We start from the raw sequence: 14707 nt of genomic DNA on the forward strand, positions 1-14707 counted from the left end.
CCCACCGGCGGTTGTCCCCAGCCGTAGAGGTGTTGTAACGCGGGCTGCCGTGCGGCGAGGACTAGCTGTCCTTCTTGCCCTCGTCGTTGAGGCGCTTCAGGGTCTCGTCCGGGGTTTCGGCGGATGCCGTCGGGGTGCCCGCTTCTTCAGTGGTCAGGGCGGAGGCGTCATCCGGGACGACCGGAGTCTCGGCTTCGACAGGCTCCACGATCTTGGTCACTGACTGGCGGTGGACGGTGGCCAGGTTCCCGGGCGAGAGTTCCAGGACAACCTTGTTCTCGGCGTCGTCCATGGAGACAATCCGGCCAAAGAGTCCGAAGCTTGTCATGACCTCTACACCAGGCTCGAACTGGGACTGCAGCGTTGCCTGCTGCTCCTTGGTCTTCTTGTTGCGGCGGAACATCATGAAGATAAAGATTCCGAGCATTGCGAACAAGACGATGTTCATTGGATCCACAGGGAAGATTCCGTTCTGTACTGGCGTATCGGGTGTTTGGCAGCGTCCGCGTCGTTCCCCGTTGCAGAAAATGTGCCGGGCAGGCAACGGCTCCTCGGAGCCGCCGCGGGAACACAGACCCGAACGTGCCGGGTGTCATACCAGTCTAAAGGGAAAAGCTGGGACGACAGTGCTATTGCCCGTTCGGTGCCCATTCAGGCGTGGACTCGGCGTTTTCCGAGTCCGGTTCGAACAGATCAAGCGGCTCCTGCCCGAAAACTCCGGCCGGTATGGCGAAGCCCAGGTGGGTCCAGGCCGGAGCCATGGCGATGCGTCCCCTGGGCGTCCGGCCCAGCAGGCCTTCGCGCACCAGGAACGGTTCCGCCACCGTTTCCACGGTCTCGGTCTCCTCCCCCACCGCAATGGCCAGGGTGGAAAGTCCCACGGGTCCCCCACCGAACTTCGTGATGAGTGCCTCCAGGACTGCCCGGTCCAGCCGGTCCAGGCCTCGCTTGTCCACTTCATACATGTCCAGGGCGGCGGAAGCGGCGCGGGCATCAATCTGCTCAATCCCATGCACGAGTGCCCAGTCCCGGACCCGGCGGAGCAGGCGGTTGGCTATACGCGGCGTACCACGGGACCGGCCGGCAATTTCGCTGAAGCCCGCAGAGTTGACCTTGAGGTCCAGCAGGCCGGCGGAGCGCCTGAGCACCAGTTCGAGCTCGGCCACGCTGTAGAACTCCAAATGCCCGGTGAACCCGAACCTGTCCCGGAGCGGTCCTGGCAGCAGACCGGCGCGCGTGGTGGCACCCACCAGGGTGAAGGGCGGCAGTTCCAGCGGAATGGCGGTGGCGCCGGCGCCCTTGCCCACCACAATGTCCACACGGAAGTCTTCCATGGCCATGTACAGCATTTCCTCTGCCGGCCTGGACATCCGGTGGATCTCGTCCAGGAAGAGGACCTCCCCTTCGGAAAGGGAGGAAAGGATGGCGGCGAGGTCGCCGGCATGCTGGATGGCCGGACCGCTGCTGATCCGCAGTGGCGCGTTCATTTCAGCGGCCACGATCATGGCCAGGGTTGTTTTGCCCAGGCCTGGAGGGCCGGAAAACAGCACGTGGTCCGCGCTGCGCCCCCGCATCCGGGAGGCCTGCAGGACCAGCGAGAGTTGCCTGCGGACCCGGTGCTGGCCTACGAAGTCATCGAGGTTCTTCGGCCGGAGGGCGGCTTCGATCGCCCGTTCCTCGGGTTCCTCCCCTGCTGCCACCACAGAAGGCTCAGCCACGGCTGCCTACGCGATTACCGGCCCGCGCGCCGTCCTGGCCCAGCCAGCGCAGCGTGGTCCGCAGGATCTCGGCCACATTGCCACGGAATTCCACCTCGGGATCATCTGCAAGGGCCTTCTCGATACTGGCACCGGCATCCTTTTCCGACCACCCGAGGCTGGTCATCGCCGCCACCACCTGGGGCTTCCAGGCCGCTTCGGCTGGAGTGGACACGCCAGCGGCACCTGCCGTTCCGTGGGGCACCAGCTTGCCGGCCAGTTCCAGCACAATCCGGCCGGCCACCTTGGGGCCAATGCCGGGCACCGTGGTGAACGTCTTGCTGTCACTCGTGTGCGCGGCAACCCTGATCGCTTCAGGCTCGTGCACGGCGAGCACCGCCAGCGCGAGCCTCGGACCTACGCCGCTGACGCTGAGCAGGACATCGAAGACCTCGCGTTCGTCGTCGGTGGCAAAACCGAACAGGGTGAGGGAATCCTCGCGCACGATCAGCGACGTGAAGAGTTTGCCTTCCTCGCCGGTGCGGAGGCGGCTGAGGGTCTGCGGCGTGGCGTTGACGCTCATGCCCGCCCCGTTGAGGTCGATCACGGCAGCGGAAAGGCCAACGTGCGCTACGGTTCCGCGAAGGAAACTGATCAAAGCCGGGCTCCTGGTGTACTGCCGGACTCTTGGGGGTAGGACCGGCTATCCGAACATATCTACGAATACCCTAGCAAGCGCCCCGGACATTCAGCGTGCGCGGCGCGCTTTCGCCTCGGCATCGGCCCACGCGCGCTGGGCCGGCGTCAGCGACAGGCTGCCGGGGCCGGTGGTGGCCACCGCGGCTCCGCTGCCCGCGCGCCAGGCGTGGGTGATGGCAAGTGCCAGGGCATCCGCAGCGTCCGCCGGCCGCGGCGGCGCGTCCAGCCTGAGGATTTTTGTAACGAGTTTGGTCACGGCTTCCTTGTTGGAGGTCCCGCTGCCGGTCACCGCTGCCTTCACTTCCGACGGCGTGTGCAGAGCCACCGGGATGCCGCGCCGGGCGGCAGCGGCAATCACGACGCCGGAGGCCTGCGCCACGCCCATCACCGTGCTGACGTTGAGCTGGGAAAAAACGCGTTCGACGGCGAGCACCTGGGGTTCGTAGCGGTCCAGCCACTCGTCGATGGCCAAGGCAATAACCAGCAGGCGCTGGTCCAGCGTCTCGTCGGGAGAGGTACCCACCACGCCCACTGCCACCATTGTGGCCCGACGGTTCCGCTCGACGTCGACCACGCCGATGCCGCACCGGGTGAGGCCAGGGTCAACGCCCAATACCCGCAGCGTCACCCTGGGACATCCGCCTTAGGCCACAAAGCGGAAGGTCACTCAGCTTCCAGGGCGGCCTGGACTTCGTCGCTGAGGTCGGCGTTGCTGTACACGTTCTGGACGTCGTCGAGCTCTTCCAGGGCGTCCACGAGCTTCATGAACTTCTTGGCGGCATCGAGGTCCAGCGGCACCTGCATGGACGGCACAAACTCGGCTTCGTCGGTCTCGTACTCGATTCCGGCTTCCTTGAGGGCATCACGGATGGCCTGGAGGTCGGTCGGCTCGGAGTGGATCTCGAAGCTTTCCCCGTTGTCCTTGACTTCCTCGGCTCCGGCGTCGAGGACGGCCATCAGGACGTCGTCCTCGCTCAGGCCGTTCTTCGGCAGCGACACGACGCCCTTCCGGCTGAAGAGGTAGCTGACCGAACCGGGGTCGGCGATGGTGCCGCCGTTGCGGGAGATGGCCAGGCGGACCTCGGAGGCGGCACGGTTCTTGTTGTCCGTGAGGCACTCGATCAGCAGCGCCGAACCCTGCGGGCCGCGGCATTCGTACATAATCTCGGTGTAGTCAACCACTTCGCCGGTGAGGCCGGCGCCACGCTTGATGGCACGGTCGATGTTGTCGGCCGGAACGGAGGTCTTCTTGGCCTTGGTGACGGCGAGTTCCAGGCCCGGGTTACCGGCGAGGTCCGGTCCGCCCATACGCGCGGCGACTTCGATGTTCTTGATCAGTTTGGCGAACGATTTTGCACGGCGGCTATCGAGGATGGCCTTCTTGTGCTTGGTAGTCGCCCATTTGGAGTGTCCTGACATGCTTTACGCGTCTCCTCTGATCATGCGGATAAAAAGTTCATGTACGCGTTTCTCCCCAGTCACTTCCGGGTGGAAGGAGGTGGCCAGCAGGTGGCCGGAACGCACTGCAACAATTCTAGCTGTCCCCGGCAGAGTCGCCGCGTGGGACGCGTGCTCAGGGTCTGCGGGCTCCACCTGTGCCAGTATCTCCACGCCGTCGCCGACGCGTTCCACCCAGGGGCCGCGGATGAACACTGCGTGTACCGGAGCGACACCGGATTCCGTGGCGCTGAAGTCCAGGCCCTTGAAATCCAGGTCCGTTTCGAAGGACTCGCGCTGCCGGCCAAAGGCGTTGCGCCGCACAGTGATGTCCAGGCCACCGAAGGTCTGTTGCGGGTGGCCGGCCAGGTCTGTGGCGGGATCGGCGATCTCGTCGGCGAGGAGGATCATGCCAGCGCAGGAACCGTAGACCGGCAGTCCGTCGCGGATCCGGTCCTTCAACGGTCCGGCCAGCTCAAAGGCGCGGGCCAGCTTGTCGATGGCCGTGGATTCTCCGCCGGGAATGATGAGGCCGTCCAGGCCGTCCAGTTCGGAGGGGCGGCGGATTCCGACGCCGGCGGCACCCGCGGCTTCCACGGCCCGGAGGTGTTCGCGGAAGTCGCCCTGAAGTGCCAGGACGCCGATCCGGAGGCCCGAGCCCACGCGTGCAGAAGCAGCCGAAAGGGGGTTTGTCATCCAATCAGCATAATGTGCGCTGGTCCCGGGGCGGCGCCGGAAGCGCTTCCGGGAAGGGTTCTATGCCGTTGCTGGGATATATTACAGAGCATGCTTTACATCAGTGTTCCGCTCGGCAAGCTGGTCCGCCGGGTGTCCCGGCTCAGGGGCGGAGGGTCCGCGCTGCCCGGGCTGGTGGTCGAAAAAATCGATCCCGGCTTTATGCAGCGGACGCTCTCCACGCTCCCCCACGGCGTCGCCGTGGTGAGCGGAACCAACGGCAAAACCACCACCACCAAGATGGTGGTGGAACTCCTGGAAAGCCAGGGCCTGAAGGTCTTCACCAACCGCACCGGCAGCAATTTCACCCGCGGCGTGGCGGCCGCCCTGCTGGGCGAAGTGGACTGGCGCGGCAGGCTCAGGGCCGACGTCGCCGTGCTGGAGCTCGACGAAGCCCACGCCACGCATTTTGTGAACCGTGTTCCGCCGCGGTACAGCCTCCTGCTCAACGTCCTGCGTGACCAATTGGACCGGTTCGGCGAGATCGACAAAACGGCCCAGCTGCTGCAGCACATCGCGGACAAAACCACCGGAACAGTAGTCCTCAACCGGGAGGATCCGCGGGTGGCCCGCATCGCGGAAACCCTCACCGGCCAGGACGTCCAGTACTTCGGCCTGGACGATTCGCTCCTCAGCACCTTCCCCAACGACGACGACATGCGGGCAGCGCCCGGCAGCCCCGCCCCCGCAGCGCTCCCCCACAAGCCAGCGGCCGACGTCGTACTCCGCAAAGTGGGGCCGGACACCGCCGATTTTGAGTACGACGGCGCCACGGTCACCACCGCGATGAAGCTCCGCGGCGTCTACAACATCTTTAACGCGGCTGCGGCGCTGACCCTGGCCCGCAGCATCTGCGGCGGCGGTGCCGCCACAGCCGACCACGCCACCCTGCTCACCGCGCTGTCCCAGGTGGAGCCGGCGTTCGGCCGCGGCGAAAGCCTCACGGTGGACGGCCAGCCCCTGGACCTCGTCCTGGTGAAGAACCCCAGCGGTTTCCGGCTGGGACTGAAGTCCTTCCCCGCGGGCGGTTACGCCACAATGATCGCCATCAACGACAACTACGCCGACGGCCGGGACATGTCCTGGCTCTGGGACGTGGAATTCGATTCGCTCCGCGACGGCGGCGTGGACCAGCTGACAGGTTCCCGCGCCTACGACATGGCGCTGCGGCTGCAGTATGACGACGTCCGGATCGGCGGGGTCCAGCCGGAGATCGCGCCCGCACTCGCCGCGTTCATCCGGGACGCCAAGGGCAAACCGAAGCGGATCTTCTGCACCTACACAGCCATGCTGGCCATCCGCCGCGAGCTGTCCAAAATCACCACAGTGGAGGTGGTCTCATGACCGCTGAATCAACCGGCATCGGGCCGGACGGCGTCGAACAGAATTCCAAGGGGACCATCCGGGTCCTGCAGCTCTACCCGCGGGACATGAACATCTACGGCGACTGGGGCAACGCCCTGGTCCTCAAGCAGCGGATCAGCTGGCACGGCTACACCCCGGAGCTGTTGGAGTACAACGTCGGCGACGAATTTCCCGCCGATGTTGACCTGGTTGTCGGGGGCGGCGGCCAGGACAGCGGACAGCTGGTCATCAAGGACGACCTGCAGTCGCAGACCGGCGTCCTCACGAAGCTGGCCGAGGACGGCGCACCCATGCTGGTGATCTGCGGGCTGTACCAGCTGTTCGGGCGCTTCTTCAAGACCCGCTTAGGCTCGGTCATACCGGGCATCGGTGTCCTGGACGTGGAGACACACGGCACGGACGAACGCCTGATCGGCAACGTCCGGGTGGCCACCGAAGAGTTCGGCGAGGTGCTGGGATACGAGAACCACAGCGGGCAGACCACGCTGGGTCCCGGCGTCCGGCCGCTGGGGACCACCGCGAAAGGTACCGGCAACAACAGCAGCGACGGTCACGAGGGCGCACGCTACAAGAATGTCGTGGCCAGCTACCTGCATGGTTCGCTGCTACCCAAGAACCCTGCCATCGCCGACTTCCTTATCAGGACCGCTGCCGAGCGCAAATACGGCACCTTCACGGCCGGCGCCCCGGACGACCGCTACGCGGTGCTTGCCAGGGAGCACGCAACGCGCCGTCCGCGCTGATTGTTGCCGCGCTGAGTAGCGCTGGGCGGACGATTTCCCCGTCGAACTGTCTCAGGGATCCTTGGTGATCAGCAGTTCGTGCGCGCCGGCAGCAGCCGCGCCCATCGAGTCCACCACGGTGGCGGTCCTCACCCTGGTAGCGGCGTCGGCCTCGGCAGTTGCACAGACGCCCTGCGGTGCATCGGTTGCCACCGAGCACCAGCGGTACGGATCGCGGACAATCACCGAGGGGGCCCAGGCCAGGTCCGACGCCGTCCACTTCCCGGCTGCGTCCTGGCTGAACTGTGCCCGCACGAGCAGGCCCTCGTTGTTCACTACGTACCAGGGCGACAGTTCGGTGACTCCGTTGCCCAGGCCGTAGACGATCCAGGTTCCCTTGTAGTTTTCGATGGGCAGCACCGAGTGGGTGTGGTGGCCGTAGATCATGGTGAACTGGCCGCTGTCCACCAGGGCGTGGGCAACCTCCTGCTGCTGGGCGTTGGCTTCACTGGCATACTCGTCGCCGGCGTGCATGGCACCGAGCACGATGTCCGCGCCGAGCGCCCTTGCCTTCACGGCCTTGGCGATCATGGTGGGCGCATCCAGCATGTCCACCTGCCAGTCGTATTCAGGGTATTGGCCGTTGAGCCCGTAGGTTCCCTGGATGATGGCAATCTTGGCGGCGCTGGTCTGCAGGATCAGGATTCCCTGCGACTCGGTCTGGGTGCGGTAGGAACCGGTGTGCTTCAGCCCCGCCGCATCCAGGGCGTCCAGGGTACGCAATACTCCGTCCGTGCTTCGGTCGATCGTGTGGTTGCTCGCGGTGGTGCAGGCCTGGTACCCCACCGCCTTAGCGGCTGTGATGATCTGCGGCGGGACGTTGAATGACGGGTACGCGGAGAACGGACCATCGGGCCCGGCCACGGGCGTTTCCTGGTGGCAGATAGCGAGGTCGCTGGCATGGATGTACTTTCGTTGGCCTTCGAGGAGCGGGGTGAAGTCCAGCCCTGGTTTGCCTGCTGCGGCAGCATCGTCGCGGGCCTGTTGCCAGAGTTGGGTGTGGACCAGCATGTCGCCGGTCACGACGACGGACGTGCACCGCAGCGTGGGGCAGGCCGGCCCCGCGCCGGGGGTGGGAGTGGGCGTCGGGGTGGGGGTCGCCGTCGGGCTTGGCTGCCTTGTCCCGGCGCCGGTAGTCGCGGCTGCACCGGAGGACGGAACAGTCTGTTCGGCGACCAGGCCGCATCCTGCCAGCAGGGCAGCGGCCAGGACGCCGGCGGACACCGCAGCAGCGGAACGAACAGCAACAGCGCGCACCGAAGCAGCGCCCAACCTTTTCCCCATAGGCGTCATTGTAGGTCTGGCCGCCGCGCAAATTCGGCAAAGCCGCGCGTTGAGAAGCATGCGCCAGTATGAAAGGTTTGCGTGATGACGAATCCCCTCCTCAGCGCCAGCACCCTCCCCTATAAGCTGCCGCCTTTTGCCCGGATCAAACCATCCGATTACGCCGGTGCCATCGACGCTGGCCTGACGGAACATCTGGTGGAAATCCAGGCGATCGTGGACAACCCGGCGCCGGCGGACTTCGAGAACACGGCCCTGGCCATGGAGAAGTCCGGCCAACTGCTCCAGCGGGCGGCCGACTCCTTCTTCACCCTTGCCTCAGCCGACGCAACAGACGAAATCCGTGACCTGGAAACCGAACTCTCACCCCGCATTTCGGCGCATCAGGACGAGATCTACCTCAACCGGGCGCTGTTCGACAGGTTCGCGGCGATTGACACCTCCGGGCATGACGGTGAGTCCGTCCGGCTCGTGGAGGAGTACGTGAAGGAATTCCGCCAGTCCGGGATCCAGCTCGAAAAGCCGGGCCAGGAACGGCTGAAGGAAATCAACGCAGAGCTGTCCAAACTGGGCACGGAGTTTGGCCAGCGAGTCAAGGAGGCCATGAAATCTTCTGCCTTGCTGCTGGACACAGCAGCCGAACTGGCCGGCTTGCCCGCAGACGATGTCGCCAGCGCCGCTGAGGCGGCCCGCGCCGTTGGCCACGACGGAAAATTCCTGCTGACGCTGATCCAGCCCAGCAACCAGCCTGCCCTGGCTGCCCTCGAAAACCGGAACGTCCGCCGTCGGCTGCTTGAAGCTTCCACCGGCCGGGGCAGTGACGGCGGCAGCCTGGACGTCCTGGAGCTGGCCAGGTCGACGGCACGCCTGCGCGCTGAAAAGGCAGCCCTTCTGGGTTTCGCCAACTATGCCGAACTCGTGGTGGACCGCCAGACAGCCCGCGACTTCGACGCGGTCCAGTCCATGCTGACCAGGCTGGCCCCGGCGGCTGTGCGCAATGCCGACGCCGAGGCTGCTGCCCTAACCGAGGCGGCAGGGCATCCGCTGGAGGCCTGGGACTGGGCGTTTTACTCAGCCAAGGTGCGGCGGGAAAAGTACGCCGTGGACGAGCAGGCACTCCGCCCCTATTTCGAGCTGGAACGCGTGCTCCGGGACGGCGTCTTCTTCGCCGCCACATCCCTCTTCGGCATCACGTTCCACGAACGCAAGGACCTCGCAGGCTACCACCCGGACGTCCGCGCCTGGGAAGTCCGGGACCAGGACGGCAGCGGACTGGGATTGTTCCTGGGCGACTACTACACCCGCGAATCCAAGCGGGGCGGCGCCTGGATGAACTCGCTGGTGGACCAGTCGGGCCTGCTGGGCACCCGGCCCGTGGTGATCAACAACCTCAACATCTCCAAGCCGCCGGCGGGCGAGCCCACACTCCTGACGCTGGACGAGCTACGCACCACGTTCCACGAGTTCGGACACGCACTCCACGGCTTGTTGTCGAACGTGACGTATCCGCGGTTCGCCGGGACTGCTGTCCCCCGTGACTTTGTGGAATACCCGTCGCAGGTCAACGAGATGTGGATCCTGTGGCCGGAGGTGCTTGCCAATTATGCCCGGCACCACGCCACCGGCGAACCGCTTCCGCAGCAGGTGGTGGACAGGCTGAACGACTCACGGCTCTGGGGCGAAGGCTTCGGGACCACGGAATACCTCGGTGCCGCGCTGCTGGACCTGGCCTGGCATGTGCTGGACGAAACCGAAATCCCCGACGACGTCCTGGCGTTTGAGGCGAAGTCCCTCGCGGCCGCGGGCGTGGCCCATGCCCTGATCCCGCCGCGTTACCGCACCGGCTATTTCCAGCACATCTTCGCTGGGGCCGGCTATGCGGCCGGCTACTACTCGTACATCTGGAGTGAGGTGCTGGATGCCGAAACCGTGGACTGGTTCACGGAGAACGGCGGCCTAACACGCGACAACGGTGAACGCTTCCGCCAGGAGCTGCTCTCCCGCGGCAACAGCAGGGACCCGCTGGAATCCTTCCGCGCGCTCCGCGGCCGCGAAGCCCGGCTGGAGCCCCTGCTGAAACGTCGCGGCCTCGACTGACCCTCTCGCAAAAGAACGACGACGGGTGGCCGCCTTCGAAAAGGTGGCCACCCGCCGTCGTGCTGAAGGTGCGCAAGGCGAGGGGCGGTGTTATCCGGCAGCGCGCGTAAAAGGGGCCCCGCGCCGCGAGCAGCTACTCAGCTGCCAACAACGCGCGGGGAATAGCGCGCCAAGGATGACGCCGACAGGCGCCCCCAGCGCCTGCCGTCAGCGCCAATAAAGAGAGTTACCAGCCGCGCTCGGAGAGGCGGTGCGGCTGCGGGATCTCGTCGACGTTGATGCCCACCATGGCCTCGCCGAGGCCGCGGGAGGCCTTGGCGATGACGTCCGGGTCATCGAAGAACGTGGTGGCCTTGACCACGGCAGCGGCGCGCTGGGCCGGGTTGCCGGACTTGAAGATGCCCGAACCGACGAACACGCCGTCTGCGCCAAGCTGCATCATCATCGCAGCGTCGGCCGGGGTGGCGATGCCGCCCGCAGTGAACAGCACCACGGGGAGCTTGCCGGCCGCGGCAACTTCCTTGACCAGTTCGTACGGGGCCTGCAGTTCCTTGGCCGCGACGTAAAGCTCGTCCTCGGGCAGGGCGGCAAGCTTGGCGATCTCGGCGCGGATCTGGCGCATGTGCCCGGTGGCGTTGGAGACGTCGCCGGTGCCGGCCTCACCCTTGGAACGGATCATGGCCGCGCCTTCGTTGATGCGGCGCAGCGCCTCACCAAGGTTCGTGGCGCCACAGACGAAGGGAACCTTGAAGTTCCACTTGTCGATGTGGTGGACGTAGTCGGCCGGGGTCAGGACCTCGGACTCGTCAATGTAGTCCACGCCCAACGACTGCAGGACCTGGGCCTCCACGAAGTGGCCGATCCGGGCCTTGGCCATGACCGGGACGGACACGGCTGCGATGATCTTGTCGATCATGTCCGGGTCCGACATCCGGGACACACCGCCCTGGGCACGGATATCAGCCGGAACGCGTTCCAGCGCCATCACTGCAACGGCACCGGCGTCTTCGGCGATGCGGGCCTGTTCAACGTTGACGACGTCCATGATGACGCCGCCCTTGAGCATCTCAGCCATGCCGCGCTTGACGCGGTTGCTGCCCGTGACGCTGTTCGCGGACGAACCGGCTTCGCTGCTTACATCAGGTGTAGACACAAAAACCCCTATGGGTAGATAGATGATCTTCGCCGGGCGTGAGGGCGGCAAGAAACCGAAAGTACACGCACCGGGTTGCCGGATCCATTGACCGGGCAGTCACAATACTAGTCCCACGGCAGGCGGCGGGCTTAATCAGGCTTAATCCGAAGCTGCGGACTCCGCAAAGGCCTGGCGGTGGACGGTGGCTATGCGCTGGATGATCGTGATGAGGCTGGCCAGGGCCAGGAGTCCAAGCGTCACCAGAAGAACCACCGGGGGCAATCCCAGGCCGGTAAATCCGGTGACCACCAGCACCGAAACCAGTCTCTCGGCGCGCTCGGCGATGCCCACATTCGCCGTGAAGCCAAGGGATTCGGCCTTGGACCGCGCGTACGAGACCACCATGCCGAGAACCAGGCAGAGCATGGCGGCGACGGCGATGGCGTAATCGTCGCCCCCGGTGAAGAACCAGATGGCCACACCCGCGAACAGTGCGCCGTCGGCGATCCTGTCCAGGGTGGAGTCCAGGAAGTTTCCCCAGCGGCCGCCGGTGTCCCGCAGCCGGGCCATGATGCCGTCAAGCACGTCCGAGAAAATGAACGCGGTAATGAACAGGGTCCCCCACCAGAGCTGGCCCAGGGGGTAGAAGACCAACGCACCCACCACCACGCCGGCGGTTCCGATGACCGTCACAGCATCAGGGGAAACACCGATTTTCAGGAGCCAGCGCGCAAGCGGAGTGAAAAGCGCGGTGAAAAACCCGCGCGCATGCCTATTCAGCATCCGTCTCCCCGGGCCAGGCCTCTGCAACCTGCTGGCGGACTTCATCCAGGGTCTGCGTGATGGCCTTGGTCTGGGCAATGATGGGGAAGAAGTTGCCGTCCCCGCCCCAGCGCGGCACGATGTGCTGGTGCAGGTGCGCGGCGATTCCTGCCCCGCCCACTACGCCCTGGTTCATGCCGAGGTTGAACCCGCCCGGGTTCGCCACCTTGCGCAGGACCCGCATGGCCGTCTGGGTGATCTCCGCAAATTCCGCGGTTTCTTCCACCGTGAGGTCCGTGTAGTCCGGGACATGCCGGTACGGGCAGACCAGGAGGTGCCCCGGATTGTAGGGAAACAGGTTGAGAACCACGTAACAGGTCTTGCCCCGGTAGACGATCAGGGCTTCCTCGTCAGTCCGGCCCGGACCCACGCAGAAGGGACAGTCGTTCTCGTTCTTGAACTGGTGCTGGCCGCCCTTGATGTAGGCCATCCGGTGCGGAGTCCATAGGCGCTGGAAAGCATCCGGCACGCCCGCGAGCTCAAAGTCATCTGTCGCGCCGGCATCCCCTGGATAGCCTGCGCCTGTGTTCTCCTGCACCGTGTTCTTATCCGTTTCCGCTAGCTGGTCCGGTTACGGACGGCTTCCGTGATTCGCTTGACGGCCTCGGCCACCGGCACGCCGTTGTCCTGGCTCCCGTCACGGAAACGGAAGGACACCGCGCCCGCCTCGGCGTCGTCGCCGCCGGCGATCAGGACAAACGGGATCTTGTCCTTGCTGGCGGTGCGGATCTTCTTGGGGAACCTGTCCGAGGACGTATCCACCTCTGCGCGGATGCCCGCCGCCTTGAGCTGGTCAACGACGTCGAACATGTACTCGTTGAACGTTTCGGCCACCGGGATGCCCACCACCTGCACGGGGGAAAGCCACGCGGGGAACGCGCCGGCGTAGTGCTCGGTGAGGACACCCATGAACCGCTCGATGGAACCGAAGAGCGCACGGTGGATCATCACAGGACGCTGGCGTGTGCCGTCAGCTGCCTGGAATTCCAGCTCGAAGCGTTCCGGGAGGTTGAAGTCCAGCTGGATGGTGGACATCTGCCAGGTTCGCCCGAGTGCATCCTTGGTCTGGACGGAGATCTTCGGGCCGTAGAAGGCCGCGCCGCCCGGATCCGCGACGAGTTCCAAGCCGGATTCCTCAGCCACTTCGGCGAGTGTCCGGGTGGCTTCTTCCCAGGCTGCGTCTTCGCCGACGTACTTCTCCGGGTCCTTGGTGGACAGCTCCAGGTAGAAGTCGTTCAGGCCGTAGTCCTTCAGCAGGTCGAGCACGAACTTGAGTGTCTTGGTGAGTTCGTCCTTCATCTGCTCGCGGGTGCAGTAGATGTGGGCGTCGTCCTGTGTCATGCCACGGACCCGGGTCAGGCCGTGTACCACGCCGGACTTTTCGTACCGGTAGACCGAACCGAATTCGAAGAGACGCAGGGGCAGTTCGCGGTAGGACCGTCCACGCGAGCGGAAGATCAGGTTGTGCATGGGGCAGTTCATCGGCTTCAGGTAGTAGTCCTGGCCGGGCTTGCGCACGGTGCCGTCATCATTGAGTTCCGCGTCCACATGCATGGCCGGGAACATGCCTTCCTTGTACCAGTCCAGGTGGCCCGAGACTTCGTACAGGTGGCCCTTGGTGATGTGGGGCGTGTAGACGAACTCGTAGCCGGCGTCGACGTGGCGCTGGCGGGAGTAGTCCTCCATCTCCTTGCGGATAATGCCGCCTTTGGGGTGGAACACCGGCAGGCCGGAGCCCAGCTCGTCAGGGAAGGAGAACAGGTCAAGTTCGACGCCGAGCTTGCGGTGGTCGCGCCGCTCGGCCTCGGCGATGCGCTCCTGGTAGGCCTTGAGCGCGTCCTTGGTGGGCCAGGCGGTGCCGTAGATGCGCTGGAGCTGCTGGTTCTTCTGGTTGCCCAGCCAGTACGCGGAGGAGGACCGGGTCAGGGCGAAGGCGTTGGAGATGAGCTTGGTGTTGGGCAGGTGCGGGCCGCGGCAGAGGTCGCACCAGACCGTGGTGCCCTCTTTGCGCTCGACATTGTTGTAGATGGTGATGTCGCCGGCGCCGACCTCGACGTTGACGCCCTCGCCGGCTTCGGCGGCGTTGTTCTTCTTGCCCAGGAGTTCGAGCTTGTAGGGCTCGTTCTTCATGGCCTCGCGGGCCTCGTCCTCGCTGACCACGCGGCGGACGAACTTCTGGTTCTGGTTGACGATCTTGAGCATCATCTTCTCGAGGGTCTTGAGGTCCTCGGGGGTGAACGGTTCAGCGACGTCGAAGTCGAAGTAGAAGCCGTCGGTGATGTACGGGCCGATGCCCAGCTTGGCGTCCGGGCGCAGCTGCTGCACGGCCTGGGCCATGACGTGGGCGGTGGAGTGGCGGAGGACGTCCAGGCCGTCCGGGGAATCGATGGTGACGCCCTCGATCTCGGCGCCCTCGGGCAGCTCCTGGTCCAGGTCCTTCAGCTCGCCGTTGACGCGGGCAACAACAACGTCGCGGCGCTCAAAGAAGAGTTCCGCACCGGTTGTCCCGGTAGTCACCTTGGTCTCTTCGCCATCGACGATGAGGGTGATCTGCTGGGCATCTGACACGGGTGTCTCCTATTCAAAGTTTTAGGCTTCATAGCTTGCGGCGTACGGGGACCACAGCCAGCCATCGTCAATGCTATCGGTTTCCC

The 14707-nt window shown here is 65.2% G+C and carries 14 protein-coding genes; 3 read left to right on the forward strand and 11 right to left on the reverse strand.

Annotation, left to right across the window (positions count from 1 at the left end; translation table 11 throughout):
* Nucleotides 1-61: 61 nt before the first annotated feature.
* The 6 genes from yajC to pdxT all read right to left on the reverse strand — a co-directional run bounded on the left by yajC (nucleotide 62) and on the right by pdxT (nucleotide 4529).
* Nucleotides 62-448 carry a preprotein translocase subunit YajC gene (gene yajC, locus NIBR502772_RS14600; protein WP_104060753.1) on the reverse strand — a complete coding sequence of 129 codons (387 nt, stop codon included), beginning with the start codon at nucleotides 446-448 and terminating at the stop codon, nucleotides 62-64.
* Nucleotides 449-629: 181 nt separating this feature from the next.
* A complete protein-coding gene (ruvB, locus tag NIBR502772_RS14605; RefSeq protein WP_104060754.1) occupies nucleotides 630-1718 on the reverse strand; it encodes a Holliday junction branch migration DNA helicase RuvB in 1089 nt (362 codons plus the stop codon).
* Nucleotides 1711-2355, reverse strand: a complete 645-nt coding sequence (ruvA, locus tag NIBR502772_RS14610) for a Holliday junction branch migration protein RuvA (protein ID WP_141140748.1) — start codon at nucleotides 2353-2355, stop codon at nucleotides 1711-1713. Before ruvA ends, ruvB begins: the two co-directional genes overlap by 8 nt.
* Nucleotides 2356-2445: 90 nt before the next feature.
* Nucleotides 2446-3024 (reverse strand): crossover junction endodeoxyribonuclease RuvC, encoded by a 579-nt coding sequence (gene ruvC / locus NIBR502772_RS14615; RefSeq protein WP_141140749.1) that lies wholly within the window; start codon nucleotides 3022-3024, stop codon nucleotides 2446-2448.
* Nucleotides 3025-3059: 35 nt separating this feature from the next.
* Nucleotides 3060-3815 (reverse strand): YebC/PmpR family DNA-binding transcriptional regulator, encoded by a 756-nt coding sequence (locus NIBR502772_RS14620; protein WP_058932337.1) that lies wholly within the window; start codon nucleotides 3813-3815, stop codon nucleotides 3060-3062.
* 3 nt (nucleotides 3816-3818) lie between these two features.
* Complete coding sequence (pdxT, locus tag NIBR502772_RS14625; RefSeq protein WP_056340341.1) at nucleotides 3819-4529, reverse strand: pyridoxal 5'-phosphate synthase glutaminase subunit PdxT; 711 nt, start codon at nucleotides 4527-4529, stop codon at nucleotides 3819-3821.
* Nucleotides 4530-4619: 90 nt separating this feature from the next.
* On the opposite strand from pdxT, the gene NIBR502772_RS14630 reads away from it, so the two are divergent.
* Both NIBR502772_RS14630 and NIBR502772_RS14635 read left to right on the forward strand, forming a co-directional pair.
* A complete protein-coding gene (locus NIBR502772_RS14630; protein WP_058932336.1) occupies nucleotides 4620-5912 on the forward strand; it encodes a Mur ligase family protein in 1293 nt (430 codons plus the stop codon).
* On the forward strand, nucleotides 5909-6676 hold the full coding sequence (locus NIBR502772_RS14635; RefSeq protein WP_141140750.1) for a type 1 glutamine amidotransferase: 768 nt from the start codon (nucleotides 5909-5911) through the stop codon (nucleotides 6674-6676). Before NIBR502772_RS14630 ends, NIBR502772_RS14635 begins: the two co-directional genes overlap by 4 nt.
* A gap of 51 nt (nucleotides 6677-6727) precedes the next feature.
* On the opposite strand, the gene NIBR502772_RS14640 is transcribed toward NIBR502772_RS14635, so the two are convergent.
* Nucleotides 6728-7999, reverse strand: a complete 1272-nt coding sequence (locus NIBR502772_RS14640) for a CapA family protein (protein WP_141140751.1) — start codon at nucleotides 7997-7999, stop codon at nucleotides 6728-6730.
* Nucleotides 8000-8083: 84 nt separating this feature from the next.
* On the opposite strand from NIBR502772_RS14640, the gene NIBR502772_RS14645 reads away from it, so the two are divergent.
* On the forward strand, nucleotides 8084-10096 hold the full coding sequence (locus NIBR502772_RS14645) for a M3 family metallopeptidase (protein ID WP_141140752.1): 2013 nt from the start codon (nucleotides 8084-8086) through the stop codon (nucleotides 10094-10096).
* A gap of 226 nt (nucleotides 10097-10322) precedes the next feature.
* Here NIBR502772_RS14645 and pdxS read toward each other — a convergent pair whose 3' ends face one another.
* The 4 genes from pdxS to thrS all read right to left on the reverse strand — a co-directional run bounded on the left by pdxS (nucleotide 10323) and on the right by thrS (nucleotide 14621).
* The gene (pdxS, locus tag NIBR502772_RS14650) at nucleotides 10323-11249 is read right to left on the reverse strand and encodes a pyridoxal 5'-phosphate synthase lyase subunit PdxS (protein WP_141140753.1); all 927 of its coding nucleotides are present in this window, start codon (nucleotides 11247-11249) and stop codon (nucleotides 10323-10325) included.
* Between the two features lie 141 nt (nucleotides 11250-11390).
* Nucleotides 11391-12014, reverse strand: coding sequence for a phosphatidylinositol phosphate synthase (gene pgsA, locus NIBR502772_RS14655; protein WP_141140754.1), 624 nt, complete (start codon nucleotides 12012-12014; stop codon nucleotides 11391-11393).
* Nucleotides 12004-12591: an HIT domain-containing protein gene (locus tag NIBR502772_RS14660; protein WP_141140755.1), complete on the reverse strand. Its 588-nt coding sequence runs from the start codon at nucleotides 12589-12591 to the stop codon at nucleotides 12004-12006. Before NIBR502772_RS14660 ends, pgsA begins: the two co-directional genes overlap by 11 nt.
* Nucleotides 12592-12611: 20 nt before the next feature.
* A complete protein-coding gene (thrS, locus tag NIBR502772_RS14665; protein WP_104060762.1) occupies nucleotides 12612-14621 on the reverse strand; it encodes a threonine--tRNA ligase in 2010 nt (669 codons plus the stop codon).
* Nucleotides 14622-14707: the final 86 nt, after the last annotated feature.

This window comes from Pseudarthrobacter sp. NIBRBAC000502772, assembly GCF_006517235.1.
Classification (GTDB): domain Bacteria; phylum Actinomycetota; class Actinomycetes; order Actinomycetales; family Micrococcaceae; genus Arthrobacter.

Coding starts and splice junctions, on each gene's coding strand:
- pdxT (WP_056340341.1), bottom strand. CDS start 4,529: ATGACAAACCCCCTTTCGGCTGCTTCTGCACGCGTGGGCTCGGGCCTC.
- NIBR502772_RS14645 (WP_141140752.1), top strand. CDS start 8,084: ATGACGAATCCCCTCCTCAGCGCCAGCACCCTCCCCTATAAGCTGCCG.
- pgsA (WP_141140754.1), bottom strand. CDS start 12,014: ATGCTGAATAGGCATGCGCGCGGGTTTTTCACCGCGCTTTTCACTCCG.
- yajC (WP_104060753.1), bottom strand. CDS start 448: ATGAACATCGTCTTGTTCGCAATGCTCGGAATCTTTATCTTCATGATG.
- NIBR502772_RS14620 (WP_058932337.1), bottom strand. CDS start 3,815: ATGTCAGGACACTCCAAATGGGCGACTACCAAGCACAAGAAGGCCATC.
- NIBR502772_RS14635 (WP_141140750.1), top strand. CDS start 5,909: ATGACCGCTGAATCAACCGGCATCGGGCCGGACGGCGTCGAACAGAAT.
- NIBR502772_RS14630 (WP_058932336.1), top strand. CDS start 4,620: ATGCTTTACATCAGTGTTCCGCTCGGCAAGCTGGTCCGCCGGGTGTCC.
- NIBR502772_RS14640 (WP_141140751.1), bottom strand. CDS start 7,999: ATGGGGAAAAGGTTGGGCGCTGCTTCGGTGCGCGCTGTTGCTGTTCGT.